Raw genomic sequence first — 16,122 nt, forward strand, 5'->3', positions numbered from 1 at the left:
ACGCGTTGCGCGGCTTTACTCGTCGCCGTGTATCTTGCCCGCCACCGGCGTACGCACGAACACGCGCAATAGCTCATCCGAATCACCCGGCCGCGCGCCGGACCAGAACAGCCGCCATTCGCCGGCCGGCGGCCGCGCGTTGTCGCGGCGGCTTTGCTCGATCAGCCACGTGCAGGCGGTCGTGCGCGGATCTTCGCTCGGCTGATGCACGATGCCCGTGTAGTAGAAGAGCATCGGCGCTTCGGATTCGCCGAGTCCGGAGCTCGCCATGCAGTCGCCGTCGTTCCATTCGATATCCATCTTCGCGCCGAGGTCGCGGAACACCGAGCGGTAGCTTTTCGCGTAATCGAGCCACGGGAGCAGCAGCGTGCTGACGAGCCCCCAGACGAGCATCGCGCCCGCGCACCAGCTGAGCGCGCCGCGCCATTTGCCCGCGTACTTGAACGACGGCAGCAGCCACAGCCAGCCGATCGTCAGCGCCAGCGCGCCGATGATGAGCGCGGGCGAAATCGGCAGCACCCAGTCGAGCGGTAGCCAGCGGCCGAGCAGATGCAGCGACGCATGGTTGCTCGCCGGGTTCGTCATGGTGGACCAGACCATCCACACGAGTGCGGCCGCGCTGCCGAACAGCACGCGGCTCGTCATGTCCCAGCCGGTATGCAGGCGCGCCGGCAAGCGTTCGACGCCCTGCATCGCGACCAGCGCGAGCGGCGCGATGAACGGCAGGATGTAGAGCTCGCGGACCGTCGCCGAAGTTTGCAGCACCGCGAAACCGGTGCCCGCTAACAGCATCGGCAACGCCACGCGCGGATCGCGCCAGCGCCGCCATGCGCCACCGGCGAGCGCGGCCAGCGCGAGCGGCACGACCGGAAAACCGACGCTCAGCACGGTGCGCAGCACGAACAGGTGGCTCTCGTTTTCGGAGCCGAGCTCGGCGACCGAAAAACCGAAGAAGCGCCCGACGTTGTTATCCCACAGCCATACCTTGAAGAGCGCCTCGGAGCGCAGGTAGAAGCAGATTGGCCAGATCAGCGCGAACGGCGCGCAGACGAGCGCGGCGAGGCACAGCGCGCCCGCGAAGCCGCGGCTGCGGCATGCCGGATAGAGCAGCAGCGCCGCGCAGGTAGTGGCGCCGAACACGAGCGGCACGAACAGCCCCTTGGCAAGCAGCGACACGCCGACACCCGCGCCGAACATCGCCGCGCCGCTGAGGATAGCGTGACGCCGCGTGCGGGCATCGAGCGGTCTGATCTGCCGGGCGGCCTGAGCATGCATCGGGAAATACGAGGCCGCGCCCGGGTCGTCACGCAGATGCACGAGAACGAGTTCGAACAATCCGCAAAAGCCGAGCGCGGCGCCGGCCATCAGTGCGACGTCGGTCATCATGTCGTGCACGTGCTTGACGACGACGAGCGTGCCGCCGAACAGCGCGAGCGTGCCGATCACGCGCAGGTCGAACCAGCTCGACGCAGCGACCGCGCGACGCGCGACCCGCGCGGTGTAGTACACCGTGAGGCCCGCGAACAGCGCGCTCGCGAGCCGTGCCGCATCGTGCAGCGGCAGATAGCGGCCGAACATCCACGCGAAGCCGGTGGCGACCCAGTCGTAGATGGGCGGCTTTTCGACGAAGGGCTGGCCGGCATTAGTCGGCACGACCAAATCGCCGGTATCGAGCATGTGCTGGACGATGCCGAATGTGTAGGTTTCGTCCTGCTTCCATGGCTCGTGGCCGAGAATGCCGGGGACGAGCCACGCGCAGAGGATCGCCAGCGCGACGAACCACAGCAGCGGACGGATCGCCGCGAGCGCGCGCCAACGCTGCAGGCCACGCGTGGCGCGGTCGGCGGAAACCGCTGAGCCCGATGCGTGCGCGGTGTCGACGCTATGGATCGCGAGCGCCGAATCTGCGGTGTCTCCGATGGCGGGCTGGACCTGCGCGCCGGCAAACGGGTGCGCGGTGCTGGCGGTAAGCGCGGCCTCTTGCGCACGGCCAGCTGGAGCGGCCGAGGTCGCGGCCGTCGCGCTGGCATTGTGCGCGCGCCAGCGCGTGGACTGCTTGTCTTGCATGGATGTCTCTGGTCAGCGTACGCGTCGGCGTTGGCCTCGTACCTATGTTTTGCTTACGTCGCCTGCAAATGCATTCGATCCGGTCGATTGTATCGCTGCATTATTACGGAAGATTACAGTTGCGGGGAGGCGCTCGCATTCGATGAGCGCTTGTGTCGGTTTCACGACAAATCGACGGGGATACGTGGAACGAGAGGAGGTGTGGAGCGCGGAACAAGGCGCGGCCGTAGCGGACCGCGCTCTGCGTTCAAGGCTTGCGTGTCCACTTGCACGCCACGTTCGCTCACCGGCCGCCGGCAACGTCGAACAACGCGCCCGTCACGTACGACGACGCATCGCTGAGCAGCCATACGATGGCCTCGGCGACTTCGTCGGCGCGGCCGGGGCGGCCGAGCGGCGTGGTCGCGCCCAGTTGTGCGGCGCGTTCCGGCTTGCCGCCGCTCGCATGGATCTCGGTGTCGATCAGACCCGGACGCACCGCGTTCACGCGCACGCCCTGCGGGCCGAGTTCTTTTGCGAGGCCGATGGTCATCGTGTCGATGGCGCCTTTCGATCCCGCGTAGTCGACGTATTCGTTCGGCGAACCCAGCCGCGCCGCCGCCGACGAAACATTGACGATTGCCCCACCCGCGCCGCCGCGCTGGGTCGACATGCGCCGCGCCGCTTCGCGTGCGCACAGATAGGCGCCGAGCACGTTCACGTCGAACACGCGTTTCAGACGCGCGAAGTCCATATCGGCGAGCTGGCTCGACGGCGCGACGATGCCGGCATTGTTGACGAGCGCATCGATGCGGCCGAAGGATTGCTGCAGCGTATCGAACATGCCGGTCACGTCGGCTTCGTTCGCGACATCGCCGGCGATTGGCAGCGCGCGGCCGCCCGCGTGTTCGACCTCGGCGACCGTCTGCTGCGCGGCGGCGAGGTCACGCACGTAGTTCACGCCGATGCACCAGCCGCGCGCGCCGAGCAGACGCGCGGTGGCTCGGCCAATGCCGCGGCTGCCGCCGGTGATCAGAACAGCTTTCGTCATCGCAACCTCGTCGTTGGGGTGATGCGTGCGCGGCGGTCCGCCGTCGAGTTCGAGTTCGGCGGAACGGGATTCAGATCGCGTCGCTTTGCACTGCCGCCCATTTGTCGCGTGCGGGCGGCGCGTAACGTTGCAGCTTGCCAATCAACGCGAGCGGATCGGCGTCGATTTGCAGCATGTCGAGATAGGTCTTGCGCAAGAAGCCTTCGTCGACCGTGTGCTGAAGCAGGCGGATCAGCGGCTCGTAGAAGCCGCCGGTGTTCAGCAGCGCGACCGGCTTGCCGTGATAGCCGAGCTGCGCCCACGTGAAGACCTCGAACAGCTCCTCGAGCGTGCCCGCGCCGCCCGGCATCGCGACGAACGCATCGGATAGTTCGGCCATCATCTTCTTGCGATGATGCATGTCGGGCACCACGTGCAGCTCAGTCAGGCCGTTATGACCCACCTCCTTGCTGACGAGCAGCTCGGGGATCACGCCGATCGCGCGGCCGCCTTCGGCCATCACGGTATCGGCGATCACGCCCATCAGTCCGACCTTGCCGCCCCCAAACACGAGCGCGAGATCGGCCTCGACGAGGGCGCGGCCGAACGCGCGCGCCGCCTGCGCATACAACGGCTTGGCTCCCATAGAAGAGCCGCAATAGACACACACCGACTTCATGCTCAACTTTCCTTCGATTCGTTGCGAGGCGCGGCGCCTTCACGCGGCGGCAAGTAGTCGTAGAACTCGCGCTTGGGCAGCGTGCCCGATACGAGGTCGTCGAACAGCTGCCGCGAGCGGCCGCGCAGGTAGGGTGCCATCAGCGAGACGATCTGCACGCTGACCTGATGCAGCTCCTCGCGGATCGCTTCCTGCTCGTTGTATTTGCGCGGATTCATCACGAACTGATATGACAGCCAGTAGGTGCCGATCACGCCGACGTTGGTCGCGATCACTTGCATTTCCTGCGGCGTCGCGACCATTTCGCCGTCGGCGACGAGTTGCTCGCAGAACTGGCTCGCGAAGCGCACCTTGTGGCTGATGATCTGCTTGAAATGCGTCTCGAGCGTGCGGTTGCGCGCGAGCAGGTCGTTCAGGTCGCGGTACAGGAAGCGGTAGCGCCAAGTGAAATCGACCATGTATTGCAGATACGACCACATTTCGTCGATGGTCGCACGATGGTCGTCGGGGAAACGCAGACGCTTCTCGATCTCCTGCTCGAACTGGCTGAAGATGCTGTTGATGATGTCGTCTTTGTTGCGGAAGTGGTAGTACAGGTTGCCTGGGCTGATTTCCATTTCCTCGGCGATCGTCGTCGTCGTGACGTTCGGCTCACCGATTTCGTTGAACAGCTTCAACGACAGTTCGAGAATCCGTTCGCGCGTGCGGCGGGGAGGTTTGGCTTCCATGTCGTCCGGCCCTGGTTATGCCGGGCTGGGGCGCATGGCGGCGTGCCGCTGCTGCGTGTTCCACCCGGATGCGGTTGGTATATTGAGCTCTCCCGAACCCGCCGACACGCGGCAGGCCCCCCGAAAGGGCAGGATGAGGCGATGCGCGGATACGTTTGCGCGAGCGCTTTCCTGTGAGACCGTCAAACGATTATAAACCGAGCGTTCTAATACCCAACCGCCTGCGCGGATATTCAACCTGTTGGACATGGCCCAAGCGTGCGCTTCAACCCGCGTCGAGACTCAAAGCCACGCGCGAACCCAGCCGACCGCCAGCGGCCCGACGATCACCCCCCACGTCATCACACACATGCCGAGCGCGACCATCACGGCCGCGCTGCCGAGATCCTTCGCGCGCCGCGACAGCTCGTGACGTTCGAGCGAGATCCGGTCGATGGCCGCTTCGACGCTCGAATTGAGCAGCTCGACGATCAGCACGAGCAGCACCGAGCCGAGCAGCAGCACGCGCGACACGGGATCGACGGGCACCACGAGGCCGCACGGAATCAGGATCGCGGCCAGCGTGAGTTCCTGACGAAACGCGCTTTCCTCGCGAATTGCGACGCGAAAACCGGCCAGCGAGTTTTTCATCGCGTGCCATGCGCGCGTGAGGCCGCGGTTGCCTTTGTAGGGGTTGAAGGGCAGCGGGGCGAGCGGATCGTCGGGACTGAGCGGTTCGTGGGGGGCGTCGTGGCTCGAGTCGCGGGTCGTGTCGTGGCTGGCGTCGTGTTGCACACCGCCCGAGCCGCTGGCGCCGCCGTTCCCGGACCTCGCGCCGTTCACCCGATGCACGGTATCCGCATGCCCGCTCACACCCGGCTCGCGGACATCGTCGAACGGTTCAATGCTCGTGGTGTCGCGGCTGGACTCGACGGCGCGCAGTGCGCCGTTCGACGCGCCTTCGGCGCTGGATCGACTGCTTCGCATGGATAGCTCCGCTCGCCGCATCACGCAGCGGCGCTTTCCTCACGATACGCCGTGCCGCGCAGTGGCTTCAAATGCGCGGCGAATTGTGCGGACGCCGCTGCCCACGAAAAGCGCTCGGCCCATGCGCGCGCATGCGATCGCTCGATCTTCAGCGCCTCGAGACAGGCCTCGCGCAGATCCTCATGCATCGCACCGGCGCCGCCGTCGCCGAGCACGTCGATCGGGCCGGTGACCGGATACGCGGCCACCGGCGTACCGCATGCGAGCGCTTCGAGCAGCACGAGCCCGAACGTGTCGGTGCGGCTCGGAAACACGAAGACGTCGGCGGCCGCGTAGACCTTCGCGAGTTCGGCCTGCGACAGCACGCCCAGATAGTTGACCTGCGGGTAGCGCGACTTCAGTTCGGCGAGCGCCGGACCTTCGCCCGCGACCCACTTCGAGCCGGGCAGATCGAGCTGCAAGAAAGCCTCGACGTTCTTCTCGACCGCCACGCGTCCCACGTACAGGAAGATCGGCCGCGCGGTGTTGAGCACCTTCGAGTCCATCGGACGGAAGATCTCGAGATCGACGCCGCGCGTCCACAGCACGACATTGGTGAAGCCGAACTTTTCGAGGTCCTGCTTGACGACGGGCGTGGGCGCCATCACCGCGAGCGACGGCTCGTGGAACCAGTGCAGAAACTTGTAGGTCACCGCGAGCGGGATGCGAAAGCGCGCCTGCACGTACTCGGGAAAGCGCGTGTGATACGCGGTCGTAAACGGCAGCTTGTGCTCGATCGCATATGCGCGCGCGGCCATGCCGAGCGGACCTTCGGTCGCAATGTGCAACGCATCGGGCGCGAAACGGTCGATGCGCTCGCGCAGCCGGCGGCGCGGCAGCAGCGACAGGCGTATCTCCGGATAAGTCGGGCACGGGATGGTGCGGAATTCGAGCGGTGTCAGCAGATCGACCTGATGGCCGAGCGCGGTGAGTTCGCGCCGGGTGTTCTTCAGCGTGCGCACGACGCCGTTGACCTGCGGCTCCCATGCGTCGGTGACGATCATGATCTTCATCGCGTTGTTCATCGCTGCGGGCCCTGTGGAATTGGAGAGTGGAACTGCTCAGGCAGTGGCGCGGGCTTTTTGCGTGCCCTTCTGGGGCGCGCGCAGCGCGGTCCAGAAGATCACCTTGAGTTCGCCTTCATAGGTCTCGACGAGAGCCGACAGACTCTCGACCCAATCGCCATCGTTGCAATAGAGCACACCGTCGATCTCGCGCATTTCGGCCTTGTGGATGTGCCCACAGACGACGCCGTCACAGCCGCGGCGACGCGCTTCGTCGGTCATCACGGTTTCGAACGACGAGATGAAGTTGACCGCGTTCTTGACCTGATGCTTCAGGTATTGCGACAGCGACCAGTACGGGAAGCCGAGCTTGCTGCGAATGCGGTTGAACCAGCGGTTCAGCACGAGGATCATCGTGTACAGCGTGTCGCCGAGATAGGCGAGCCATTTCGCATGCTGGATCACGCCGTCGAACAAATCGCCGTGCACGATCCACAGCCGCTTGCCGGCGAGCGTCGTGTGGAACGCTTCGCCGCGCACGTGGATGTCGCCGAACGCGAGGTCGCAGAACTGGCGCGCGGCTTCGTCGTGATTGCCGGGCACGTAGATGACCTGGGTGCCTTTGCGCGCTTTGCGCAGCACTTTCTGCACGACGTCGTTGTGGGCCTGCGGCCAGTACCAGCCTTTCTTCAACTGCCAGCCGTCGATGATGTCGCCGACCAGGTACAGGTACTCCGATTCGTTGTGGCGCAGGAAGTCGAGCAGATAACCGGCCTGGCAGCCGCTCGAGCCGAGATGGATATCCGAGAGCCAGATCGTGCGATAGCGATGTGGATCGTCGTGGCCGTCATCGGGATGATCGGCGTGGGCGTCGAGTGATGGCGTCGCCGGCAGCGGCAGGCCGTGATGAGTAGAACCTGGGGCGGGCCGGAACGCGACGGGGTCGACGCTCGGACCGGTTTGACGAAACAGGGAAGTCGCGGACGTATTGGGGTCCATGGCTCACGCGTCGAGTGGCGGTGCCCGTATTGGGCCAGGCGCGAGTGACTCTGCCGTGACAGTCACGAGAAGTTCTTATTACGGAGCAGCCTTGGCGGGGCCTGTTTTTTCGTTGTTCTGGCTTTTTTGGCCTTTGCTTGCTGGCTTGTCGGTCTATTAGCGTTGCCCCTGTGCGGGGCGGCACCTACTTTCTTTGCTGGTGCAAAGAAAGTAGGCAAAGAAGACGGCTCAAACCGCCAGCTCATAAGCGGGTCCCCTGGCTTGGCAGGGGTAGTGGTGCATCTGGAATCCGTGCCCCCGCACATTCGACGGCAGTGACAAAGCCGTCATTCATCCCACTCCGCACTGCGTGCGTCGCGGACGGGTCAGCCGGGGAAACCGGCGGGTTGCCTCGGCGAGGCGCCGAAACAACGAGTGGTTTTGGAGCGGGGATTCGGCGCGCGGAGCGCCGCCGGAAGAATGACTGCCGTGTCACGAACGCGGAATGTGCGGGAGCACGGATTCCAGATGCACCACTACCTCACGCGGACCGAGGGACCCGCTTAAGAGTTAGCGGTTTGAGCTGTCTTCTTTGCCTACTTTCTTTGCAGCAGCAAAGAAAGTAGGTGCCGCCCCGCACAGGGGCAACGCTAATAGACCGACAAGCCAGCAAGGAAAGGCCAACACCGCAAAGAACAAAGACAAAAAAGCCTCACCCCGCCCAACCCCGCAACGCATTGAGCACGCGCGCTAGCGCACAACCTGGACCACCCGCGTCCCCGCGAGCCGATCATGCAAAAACTGCCGCTGCGGATCGAACCGCCCACTCGCGGCCCAGACCACGAACCAGACGCCCGCAAAAACAAGCGTCTGCGGCACCCGCAAGCCAAGAAGCGGATGCACCGCCAACGGCGGCAAAAACCACAACCAGGCGAGCACATACCGCGCAATCGCCCGTCCAACGGAAACCGGCCCGCCATCAGCGCCAACAACCCGTAACCGCCAGGTTTTCATCGGCAGCGTCTGGCCGCCATGCGTCCAGAACCAGACGAAATACACGCCAACCACGAAGCCAATCCAGCAGGCGAGCAGGTTGTGATGCGCGAGCCCGTTACGCTGCTGCGTCAGCGTGCTGAACAGATAGCCGGCGAGAAACACCACGCCGAACAGAATGACCGCCTCGTAGAGCAGCGCCGCCAGCCGTCGCCGGACGGTGGGCGCCGTGCCGCCGGGCGCGGCCGCGGGCAGGCTGGGAGTGACGAGCGACTGGGACACGTAATGGGCTCGGGATCGGAATCAGGAGCCGTGGAAGATCGCCGGCGCTTCGGCCGGCGACACGGGCACCGGCGTCGCCGGCACGAAGCTGCCGGGCGCCGGAATCGCGGGGCTGGCCGGCAGCGAGGCCGCGGCCGGTGCCGAGGCGCCCGGTGCGGCGCTCGCCGCCGCGGCAGCGCTGGCGCCCGCGCCGTGCTCGCGCGCGTTCACGAACCGGTCGATGCCCTTGATCTCATTGCGAGCCGACGGCGGCGCGCTGACGACGCTGGGGCGACGCTTGCGCTCACTGGCGGCGAGCCGCTCCTTCGTTTCTTCGGGCAGTTGTTGGTACGCCTTCCACGCGTTCTGGCGCGCTTCGCGCGGCAATTCCTTCGAAACCTGGTAGTTCTCTCGCGCGACGCGGCGCTGATCGGGCGTCATGCGCACCCATTCGCTCATGCGCTCATGCAGACGCTTTTGCGCATCCGGCGACATCTTTGCGTATCGCGACGCGATCTTGATCCACTTCCGCTTGCGTTCGTCGCTGTACGAATCCCACTGCGATGCGAATGGTGCGAGAGCGACATGCTCAGCGGCGCTTAGACGCGACCACGCGAGCGGGCTGTTGCTGCCGGGCAGGCCAGGCAAGTCGACGGAAAGTGCGGGGGCGGGCGCGGGCGCGGCGACGTTGACGCCGGGCGACGGATGGCCCGCCGGGGACGGGCTCGGATGAAAGCGCGGATAGGTCGCAACGAACGACACCAGTGCTGCGATCGTGCATCCGAAAACAACGGCCAGGCCGCGCTTGTAACTCACCCGAGGAATCTCCCGCTCAGTGGGCGCGTGAAAGATACGCGTTGAAGCCGTGGTCGAGATAGGCATTGAGCGGCAGGTCGTCGCTAAGCATGGCGGCATCGATATCGGCGAGTTCGGCGGTGCGCTGCTGGTCTTCCCAGTACGCGATGCCGATCAGGCTCACCACCAGCGCGGCGAGCGGCCACGCGAGCGCGAAGCGGCGCAGCGACCAGCGGCGGCGCGGCTCGAAGCCTCTCTGCGGCAACCCGGCCGGCGTGCCGGCGAACGCAGGCACGAATACCGGCGCGCTGACAGCTTCGGGCTTCTTGCGCGCCAACGCGGCGCGACGCGCGGCGGCAAGCCGGTCGACGGTGGCAGGAGGGAGGCTGGCGGTGTTTTCGTCGAGCGCGCGGCGCAGTCGACGCGCAAACTCGAGTTCTGTGTTTTCGAGGGAGCTCATAGCGTGATTCCTTTCGCCTTGAGCGCTTGCGCCAGCGTGTGGGTGGCCCGGGAGCAGTGCGTTTTCACACTGCCTTCGGAGCAGCCCATTGCGGCGGCAGTCTCGGCGACATCCATATCCTCCCAATAACGCATGAGAAACGCCTCCCGTTGACGTGCCGGTAATTTCTGGATCTCGTCGTCGATCAACTGCAGGACCTGCTCGCGCTCGAGCTTCTGCTCGTTGCTCTCGGCGCCAGCCGAACCCGCCTCGGCCTCGAAGGTTTCCAGCGGGTCGAATTCGTCGTCGTCGGCGTTGCCGAGCGACGAGAACAGACTAACCCAGGTATTGCGTACTTTGGCACGACGGAAGTAGTCGTGTGTCGCATTCTGCAGAATACGCTGAAACAGGAGGGGCAGTTCGGCCGCCGGGCGGTCGCCGTATTTCTCGGCGAGCTTGATCATCGCGTCCTGCACGATGTCGAGGGACGCATCGTCGTCCCGCACGGCGTAGACCGTCTGCTTGAACGCGCGTCTTTCGACGCCCGCCAGAAAATCGGCGAGTTCCTTGTCTGATGCCATCCGTGTGGGGTCGGCGCAGCAAGCGTGCGCGTAATCGGTCGAAAAATGTCGTAAAACTCGCGGATGCTAACAAATTTTTGCTCAGATTGGGGTGAAACCTGCCGAACCTTGCAATTGCATGACAATCACATTCCGTCCGATCACCCGCTCCTGCGCGTGTCCTAACGGCAATATTTTCTTGACCGCGAGCGCGCCAACAGCTATCGTCGCTGGTTCGCAACATAAGTGAGTTGTCTCAATTGAGGTGTGGCCCAAGAAGCCCGCCTGTCAACTGGACGCGCCGCTTGAACCCGAGCCACAAGCCCGGCAGAGAGCACCCGATCAATTTTTTGCCGAAAATTCGAAAGGTGAATCAATGAATATGCCCAGCGCGGAATTCTCCACGTCGGATACGACCCCCCCTCACGAAGCAGACTCTATCGGCGCCACCGTGCTCATGAAGGCACTGGCCGACGAAGACGTCGAATTCATCTGGGGCTATCCCGGCGGCTCGGTACTCTACATTTACGACGAGCTGTACAAGCAGGACAAGTTCCAGCACGTGCTGGTGCGCCACGAGCAGGCCGCCGTGCATGCTGCCGACGCCTATGCCCGCTCCACCGGCAAGGTCGGCGTTTGTCTCGTGACCTCCGGCCCCGGTGTCACCAATGCCGTGACCGGCATCGCCACCGCCTATATGGATTCGATCCCGATGGTCGTGATCAGCGGCCAGGTGCCGACTGCCGCGATCGGTCAGGACGCATTCCAGGAATGCGACACGGTCGGCATCACGCGTCCCTGCGTGAAGCACAACTTCCTCGTGAAGGACGTGCGCGATCTCGCCGCCACCGTCAAGAAAGCTTTCTACATCGCCCGTACCGGCCGTCCCGGCCCTGTGCTGATCGACATTCCGAAGGACGTGTCGAAGGCGCCGTGCCAGTACGAGCCGATCAAGAGCGTGTCGCTGCGCTCGTACAACCCGGTCACGAAGGGCCACTCCGGTCAGATCCGCAAGGCGGTTTCGCTGCTGCTGTCGGCGAAGCGCCCGTATATATATACCGGCGGCGGCATCGTGCTCGCGGATGCATCTCGTGAATTGAACCAGTTTGCCGATCTGCTCGGCTATCCGGTCACCAATACGCTGATGGGCCTGGGCGGCTACCGCTCGAGCGACAAGAAATTCCTCGGCATGCTCGGCATGCACGGTACGTACGAAGCCAACATGGCGATGCAGCACTGCGACGTGCTGATCGCCATCGGCGCGCGTTTCGACGACCGCGTGATCGGCGATCCGAATCACTTCGCGTCGCGGCCGCGCAAGATCATCCATATCGATATCGATCCTTCTTCCATTTCCAAGCGCGTCAAGGTCGACATCCCGATCGTCGGCGACGTGAAGGAAGTGCTGAAGGAACTGATCGAGCAGTTGCAGACGGCCGAGCATGGCCCCGACACCGCGGCGCTCGCCGACTGGTGGAAGGACATCGAAGGCTGGCGCGCGAAAGACTGCCTGAGGTTCGACCGCAAGAGCGACATCATCAAGCCGCAGTACGTGGTCGAAAAGGCGTGGGAGCTGACCGACGGCAACGCGTTCGTGTGCTCCGACGTCGGCCAGCACCAGATGTGGGCCGCGCAGTTCTACAAGTTCAACAAGCCGCGTCGCTGGATCAACTCCGGTGGCCTCGGCACGATGGGCTTCGGCTTGCCCGCCGCGATGGGCGTGAAGATGGCCCATCCGGACGACGACGTGCTGTGCGTCACGGGCGAAGGCTCGATCCAGATGTGCATCCAGGAGCTGTCGACCTGCAAGCAGTACGACCTGCCGATCAAGATTATTTCGCTGAACAACCGCTATCTGGGCATGGTGCGCCAGTGGCAGCAGATCGAGTACAGCAAGCGCTATTCGCATTCGTACATGGATGCGCTGCCGGACTTCGTGAAGCTCGCCGAAGCGTACGGTCACGTGGGCATGCGCATCGAGCGCACGGCCGATGTTGAACCGGCGCTGAAGGAAGCGCTGCGCCTGAAGGATCGCACGGTGTTTCTCGACTTCCAGACTGATCCGACCGAAAACGTCTGGCCGATGGTTCAGGCCGGCAAGGGCATCACCGAGATGCTCCTGGGTTCGGAAGATCTTTAACGACGGGGCGCACGGGTAACTCCAGCGCCTGCTTCGTGATGCGCGCCTTCACAAAAGGCGAAAGCAGACGAAGCGGCGCCGCTCCGCTCGCAGACATCGACACTACATCTGGAAGAAGCGAAACATGAGACACATCATTTCCGTCCTGCTGGAAAACGAACCGGGCGCATTGTCGCGCGTGGTGGGTCTGTTCTCGGCACGCGGCTACAACATTGAAACCTTGACGGTGGCTCCGACCGAAGATCGTTCGCTGTCGCGCATGACCATCGTCTCCGTTGGCTCCGACGACGTGATCGAACAGATCACGAAGCATCTGAACCGCCTGATCGAGGTGGTGAAAGTGGTCGACCTTACCGAGGGCGCTCACATCGAACGCGAGCTGATGCTGATCAAGGTGAGGGCGGTCGGCAAGGAACGTGAGGAGATGAAGCGGATGTCGGACATTTTCCGCGGCCGCATCATCGACGTCACCGAAAAGACCTACACGATCGAACTGACGGGGGCGAGCGACAAGCTCGACGCCTTCATCGAGGGGCTCGACTCCACGGCGATTCTCGAGACGGTCCGCACGGGCAGCTCGGGCATCGGTCGCGGCGAGCGCATTCTGAAGGTCTGACGTCGCGTTTCGCAAGGGCGGGCAACGCCGCATCACCCGGCTGTAATAACAACATTCGCAGTACCTGAATTTTCTGAATCATTGAATCTAGCCAAGGAACCGACATGAAAGTTTTCTACGACAAGGACGCCGATCTCTCTCTCATCAAGGGCAAGCAGGTCACCATCATCGGCTATGGCTCGCAAGGCCATGCGCACGCGCTGAACCTGAAGGAAAGCGGCGTGAACATCACGGTCGGTCTGCGTAAGGGCGGCGCATCGTGGAGCAAGGCTGAAAACGCCGGCCTGCAAGTCAAGGAAGTCGCGGAAGCGGTGAAGGGCGCGGACGTCGTGATGATGCTGCTGCCGGACGAGCAGATCGCCGACGTGTACGCGAAGGAAGTCCACGCGAACATCAAGCAGGGCGCAGCGCTCGCGTTCGCGCACGGCTTCAACGTGCACTACGGCCAGGTGATCCCCCGTGCCGACCTCGACGTGATCATGATCGCGCCGAAGGCGCCGGGCCACACGGTTCGCGGCACCTATTCGCAAGGTGGCGGCGTGCCGCACCTGATCGCGGTTGCGCAAGACAAATCGGGCGCGGCGCGCGACATCGCTTTGTCGTACGCAGCGGCTAACGGCGGCGGCCGTGCGGGCATCATCGAAACGAACTTCCGCGAAGAAACCGAAACCGACTTGTTCGGCGAGCAGGCTGTGCTGTGCGGCGGTACCGTCGACCTGATCAAGGCTGGCTTCGAAACGCTGGTCGAAGCGGGCTACGCGCCGGAAATGGCGTACTTCGAGTGCCTGCACGAACTGAAGCTGATCGTCGACCTGATCTACGAAGGCGGCATCGCGAACATGAACTACTCGATCTCGAACAACGCCGAGTACGGCGAGTACGTGACGGGTCCGCGCATCGTGACCGCTGAAACGAAGAAGGCGATGAAGGCCGTGCTGACCGACATCCAGACCGGCGAATACGCGAAGAGCTTCATCATCGAAAACAAGGCTGGCGCACCGACGCTGCAATCGCGTCGCCGTCTGACGGCCGAGCACCAGATCGAGCAGGTTGGCTCGAAGCTGCGCGCAATGATGCCGTGGATCGCGAAGAACAAGCTCGTCGACCAGTCGAAGAACTAAGCGTCTCGACGTCACGAGGTCCGGCGCGGCGCCTTCAGCGCGGCGGCCGGACCAGTCAAAAAGCCGTCCAAGGGTGCTGAACCCTGGGCGGCTTTTGCTATCCTACGGTTTTACAAAAACACAGAAGCCATCCATGAATTACCCTCATCCGATCATCGCGCGAGAAGGCTGGCCGTTCATCGCCATCGCGGCCGTCGTTGCACTACTGGTTCACGCCTTCGCGGGGTTCGGCTTTGCGTGGCTCTTCTGGCTGATCCTGATCTTCGTCGTGCAGTTCTTCCGCGACCCGGCGCGTCCGATTCCGACGCAGGCCAACGCGGTGCTGTGTCCCGCCGACGGTCGCATCGTCGCGGTAGAAACCGCCCATGACCCCTATGCGAATCGTGAAGCGCTGAAGATCAGCGTCTTCATGAACGTGTTCAACGTGCACTCGCAGCGCTCGCCGGTCGACGGCGCGATCTCGAAGGTCGAATACTTTCCCGGCGCGTATCTGAACGCCGCGGTCGATAAAGCCTCGCTCGAAAACGAACGCAACGCGGTCGTGATCGAGATGGCCGGCGGCCAAACGGTCACGTCGGTGCAGATCGCCGGGTTGATTGCACGGCGCATTCTTTGCTACGTCCGTGCCGGCGAGCCGCTGACCCGCGGGCAGCGCTACGGATTCATCCGCTTCGGTTCGCGCGTCGACGTGTATCTGCCGGTGGGCAGCCGCCCGCGCGTATCGATCGGCGAGAAGGTGTCGGCGTCGTCCACGATCCTCGCCGAGCTGTAAAGCGGCATACAGGAGGTTGTCCGAATGGCCGCATTCAAACCGCGTCGACCTCGCAGCAGCGGACCGCTGCCGCGTCCGTTTCGTCGCAACAAGCCGGTGGTCACGGAGTCGCCCGCCGTCGACAGCCGGCGCGCGCAGCGTCAGCAATTCCTCAGAAAGCGCGGCATCTACCTGCTGCCGAACGCGTTCACCACGGCCGCGCTGTTCTGCGGTTTCTTCGCCGTCGTGCAGGCGATGAACGTGCGCTTCGAGATCGCGGCGATCGCGATCTTCGTCGCTATGGTGCTCGATGGCATGGACGGCCGCGTCGCGCGCATGACGCATACGCAAAGCGCGTTCGGCGAGCAGTTCGACAGCCTGTCGGACATGGTGTCGTTCGGGGTTGCGCCCGCGCTCGTGATGTACGAGTGGATACTGAAAGACCTCGGCCGGTGGGGCTGGCTCGCGGCGTTCGTCTATTGCTCCGGCGCGGCGCTGCGGCTCGCGCGTTTCAATACGAACATCGGCGTGGTCGACAAGCGTTTTTTTCAGGGCATGCCGAGCCCGGCCGCGGCGGCGCTGATCGCCGGTTTCGTGTGGCTCGCCACCGACAACCGCGTGCCGCTGAAGCTCGTTTGGCTGCCGTGGGTCGCGTTCGTGCTGACCATCTATGCGGGCGTGACGATGGTGTCGAACGCACCGTTCTACAGCGGCAAGGCGCTCGACGTGCGGCATCGCGTACCGTTCGGCGTGATCCTGCTGGTGGTGGTCGCGTTCGTGCTGGTGTCGTCCGACCCGCCGCTGATGCTGTTCGGTCTGTTCGTGCTGTACGGTCTGTCCGGCTACGTGTTCTGGGCGTATCAGGCGATGCGCGGCCGGGCCAATCCGGCGCGTTCGATGTCGCACGACCGGTGACGATTCGAACTTCGCTGCATCGCAGCGACATACCAAAAACGGCAGCCCACGTGCTGCCGTT

The 16,122-nt window shown here is 64.0% G+C and carries 16 protein-coding genes; 5 read left to right on the top strand and 11 right to left on the bottom strand.

Going from position 1 to position 16,122, the window contains the following annotated elements; translation table 11 throughout:
• Window positions 1–15: 15 nt before the first annotated feature.
• The 11 genes from AB3X95_RS33230 to AB3X95_RS33280 form a co-directional block, all read right to left on the bottom strand.
• A complete protein-coding gene (locus tag AB3X95_RS33230; protein WP_368623505.1) occupies window positions 16–2,067 on the bottom strand; it encodes an ArnT family glycosyltransferase in 2,052 nt (683 codons plus the stop codon).
• A 283-nt stretch (window positions 2,068–2,350) separates the two neighbouring features.
• A complete protein-coding gene (locus AB3X95_RS33235) occupies window positions 2,351–3,097 on the bottom strand; it encodes an SDR family oxidoreductase (RefSeq protein ID WP_176366897.1) in 747 nt (248 codons plus the stop codon).
• A gap of 70 nt (window positions 3,098–3,167) precedes the next feature.
• Window positions 3,168–3,755 carry a TIGR00730 family Rossman fold protein gene (locus AB3X95_RS33240; RefSeq protein ID WP_176121297.1) on the bottom strand — a complete coding sequence of 196 codons (588 nt, stop codon included), beginning with the start codon at window positions 3,753–3,755 and terminating at the stop codon, window positions 3,168–3,170.
• 2 nt (window positions 3,756–3,757) lie between these two features.
• Window positions 3,758–4,483: a TetR/AcrR family transcriptional regulator gene (locus AB3X95_RS33245; RefSeq protein WP_013088915.1), complete on the bottom strand. Its 726-nt coding sequence runs from the start codon at window positions 4,481–4,483 to the stop codon at window positions 3,758–3,760.
• A 282-nt stretch (window positions 4,484–4,765) separates the two neighbouring features.
• Window positions 4,766–5,449, bottom strand: a complete 684-nt coding sequence (locus tag AB3X95_RS33250; protein ID WP_176121298.1) for a diacylglycerol kinase — start codon at window positions 5,447–5,449, stop codon at window positions 4,766–4,768.
• 20 nt (window positions 5,450–5,469) lie between these two features.
• Window positions 5,470–6,501, bottom strand: coding sequence for a glycosyltransferase family 1 protein (locus tag AB3X95_RS33255; protein ID WP_176121353.1), 1,032 nt, complete (start codon window positions 6,499–6,501; stop codon window positions 5,470–5,472).
• 48 nt (window positions 6,502–6,549) lie between these two features.
• A complete protein-coding gene (locus AB3X95_RS33260) occupies window positions 6,550–7,491 on the bottom strand; it encodes a UDP-2,3-diacylglucosamine diphosphatase (RefSeq protein ID WP_176121299.1) in 942 nt (313 codons plus the stop codon).
• 729 nt (window positions 7,492–8,220) lie between these two features.
• Window positions 8,221–8,745 (bottom strand): RDD family protein, encoded by a 525-nt coding sequence (locus AB3X95_RS33265; RefSeq protein ID WP_176366895.1) that lies wholly within the window; start codon window positions 8,743–8,745, stop codon window positions 8,221–8,223.
• A 21-nt stretch (window positions 8,746–8,766) separates the two neighbouring features.
• Window positions 8,767–9,540, bottom strand: a complete 774-nt coding sequence (locus tag AB3X95_RS33270; protein ID WP_368623506.1) for a DUF3106 domain-containing protein — start codon at window positions 9,538–9,540, stop codon at window positions 8,767–8,769.
• A 16-nt stretch (window positions 9,541–9,556) separates the two neighbouring features.
• Complete coding sequence (locus AB3X95_RS33275) at window positions 9,557–9,979, bottom strand: DUF3619 family protein (protein ID WP_368623507.1); 423 nt, start codon at window positions 9,977–9,979, stop codon at window positions 9,557–9,559.
• The gene (locus tag AB3X95_RS33280) at window positions 9,976–10,539 is read right to left on the bottom strand and encodes an RNA polymerase sigma factor (RefSeq protein WP_008920621.1); all 564 of its coding nucleotides are present in this window, start codon (window positions 10,537–10,539) and stop codon (window positions 9,976–9,978) included. The genes AB3X95_RS33275 and AB3X95_RS33280 overlap by 4 nt, the downstream gene beginning before the upstream one ends.
• A gap of 355 nt (window positions 10,540–10,894) precedes the next feature.
• Here AB3X95_RS33280 and AB3X95_RS33285 point away from each other — a divergent pair, with 355 nt between their 5' ends.
• From AB3X95_RS33285 to pssA, 5 genes are all read left to right on the top strand, one after another.
• Window positions 10,895–12,658: an acetolactate synthase 3 catalytic subunit gene (locus tag AB3X95_RS33285; RefSeq protein ID WP_368623508.1), complete on the top strand. Its 1,764-nt coding sequence runs from the start codon at window positions 10,895–10,897 to the stop codon at window positions 12,656–12,658.
• Window positions 12,659–12,782: 124 nt separating this feature from the next.
• The gene (ilvN, locus tag AB3X95_RS33290; RefSeq protein WP_008920618.1) at window positions 12,783–13,274 is read left to right on the top strand and encodes an acetolactate synthase small subunit; all 492 of its coding nucleotides are present in this window, start codon (window positions 12,783–12,785) and stop codon (window positions 13,272–13,274) included.
• Window positions 13,275–13,378: 104 nt separating this feature from the next.
• Window positions 13,379–14,395 carry a ketol-acid reductoisomerase gene (gene ilvC, locus AB3X95_RS33295; protein WP_008920617.1) on the top strand — a complete coding sequence of 339 codons (1,017 nt, stop codon included), beginning with the start codon at window positions 13,379–13,381 and terminating at the stop codon, window positions 14,393–14,395.
• Between the two features lie 133 nt (window positions 14,396–14,528).
• Window positions 14,529–15,167 (top strand): phosphatidylserine decarboxylase, encoded by a 639-nt coding sequence (locus tag AB3X95_RS33300; protein ID WP_115102455.1) that lies wholly within the window; start codon window positions 14,529–14,531, stop codon window positions 15,165–15,167.
• A 24-nt stretch (window positions 15,168–15,191) separates the two neighbouring features.
• A complete protein-coding gene (gene pssA, locus AB3X95_RS33305; RefSeq protein WP_176109134.1) occupies window positions 15,192–16,061 on the top strand; it encodes a CDP-diacylglycerol--serine O-phosphatidyltransferase in 870 nt (289 codons plus the stop codon).
• The last annotated feature ends 61 nt before the right edge of the window (window positions 16,062–16,122 follow it).

Origin of the sequence: Paraburkholderia sp. BR13444, assembly GCF_040948755.1 — a bacterium.
Classification (GTDB): Bacteria; Pseudomonadota; Gammaproteobacteria; order Burkholderiales; family Burkholderiaceae; genus Paraburkholderia; species Paraburkholderia youngii.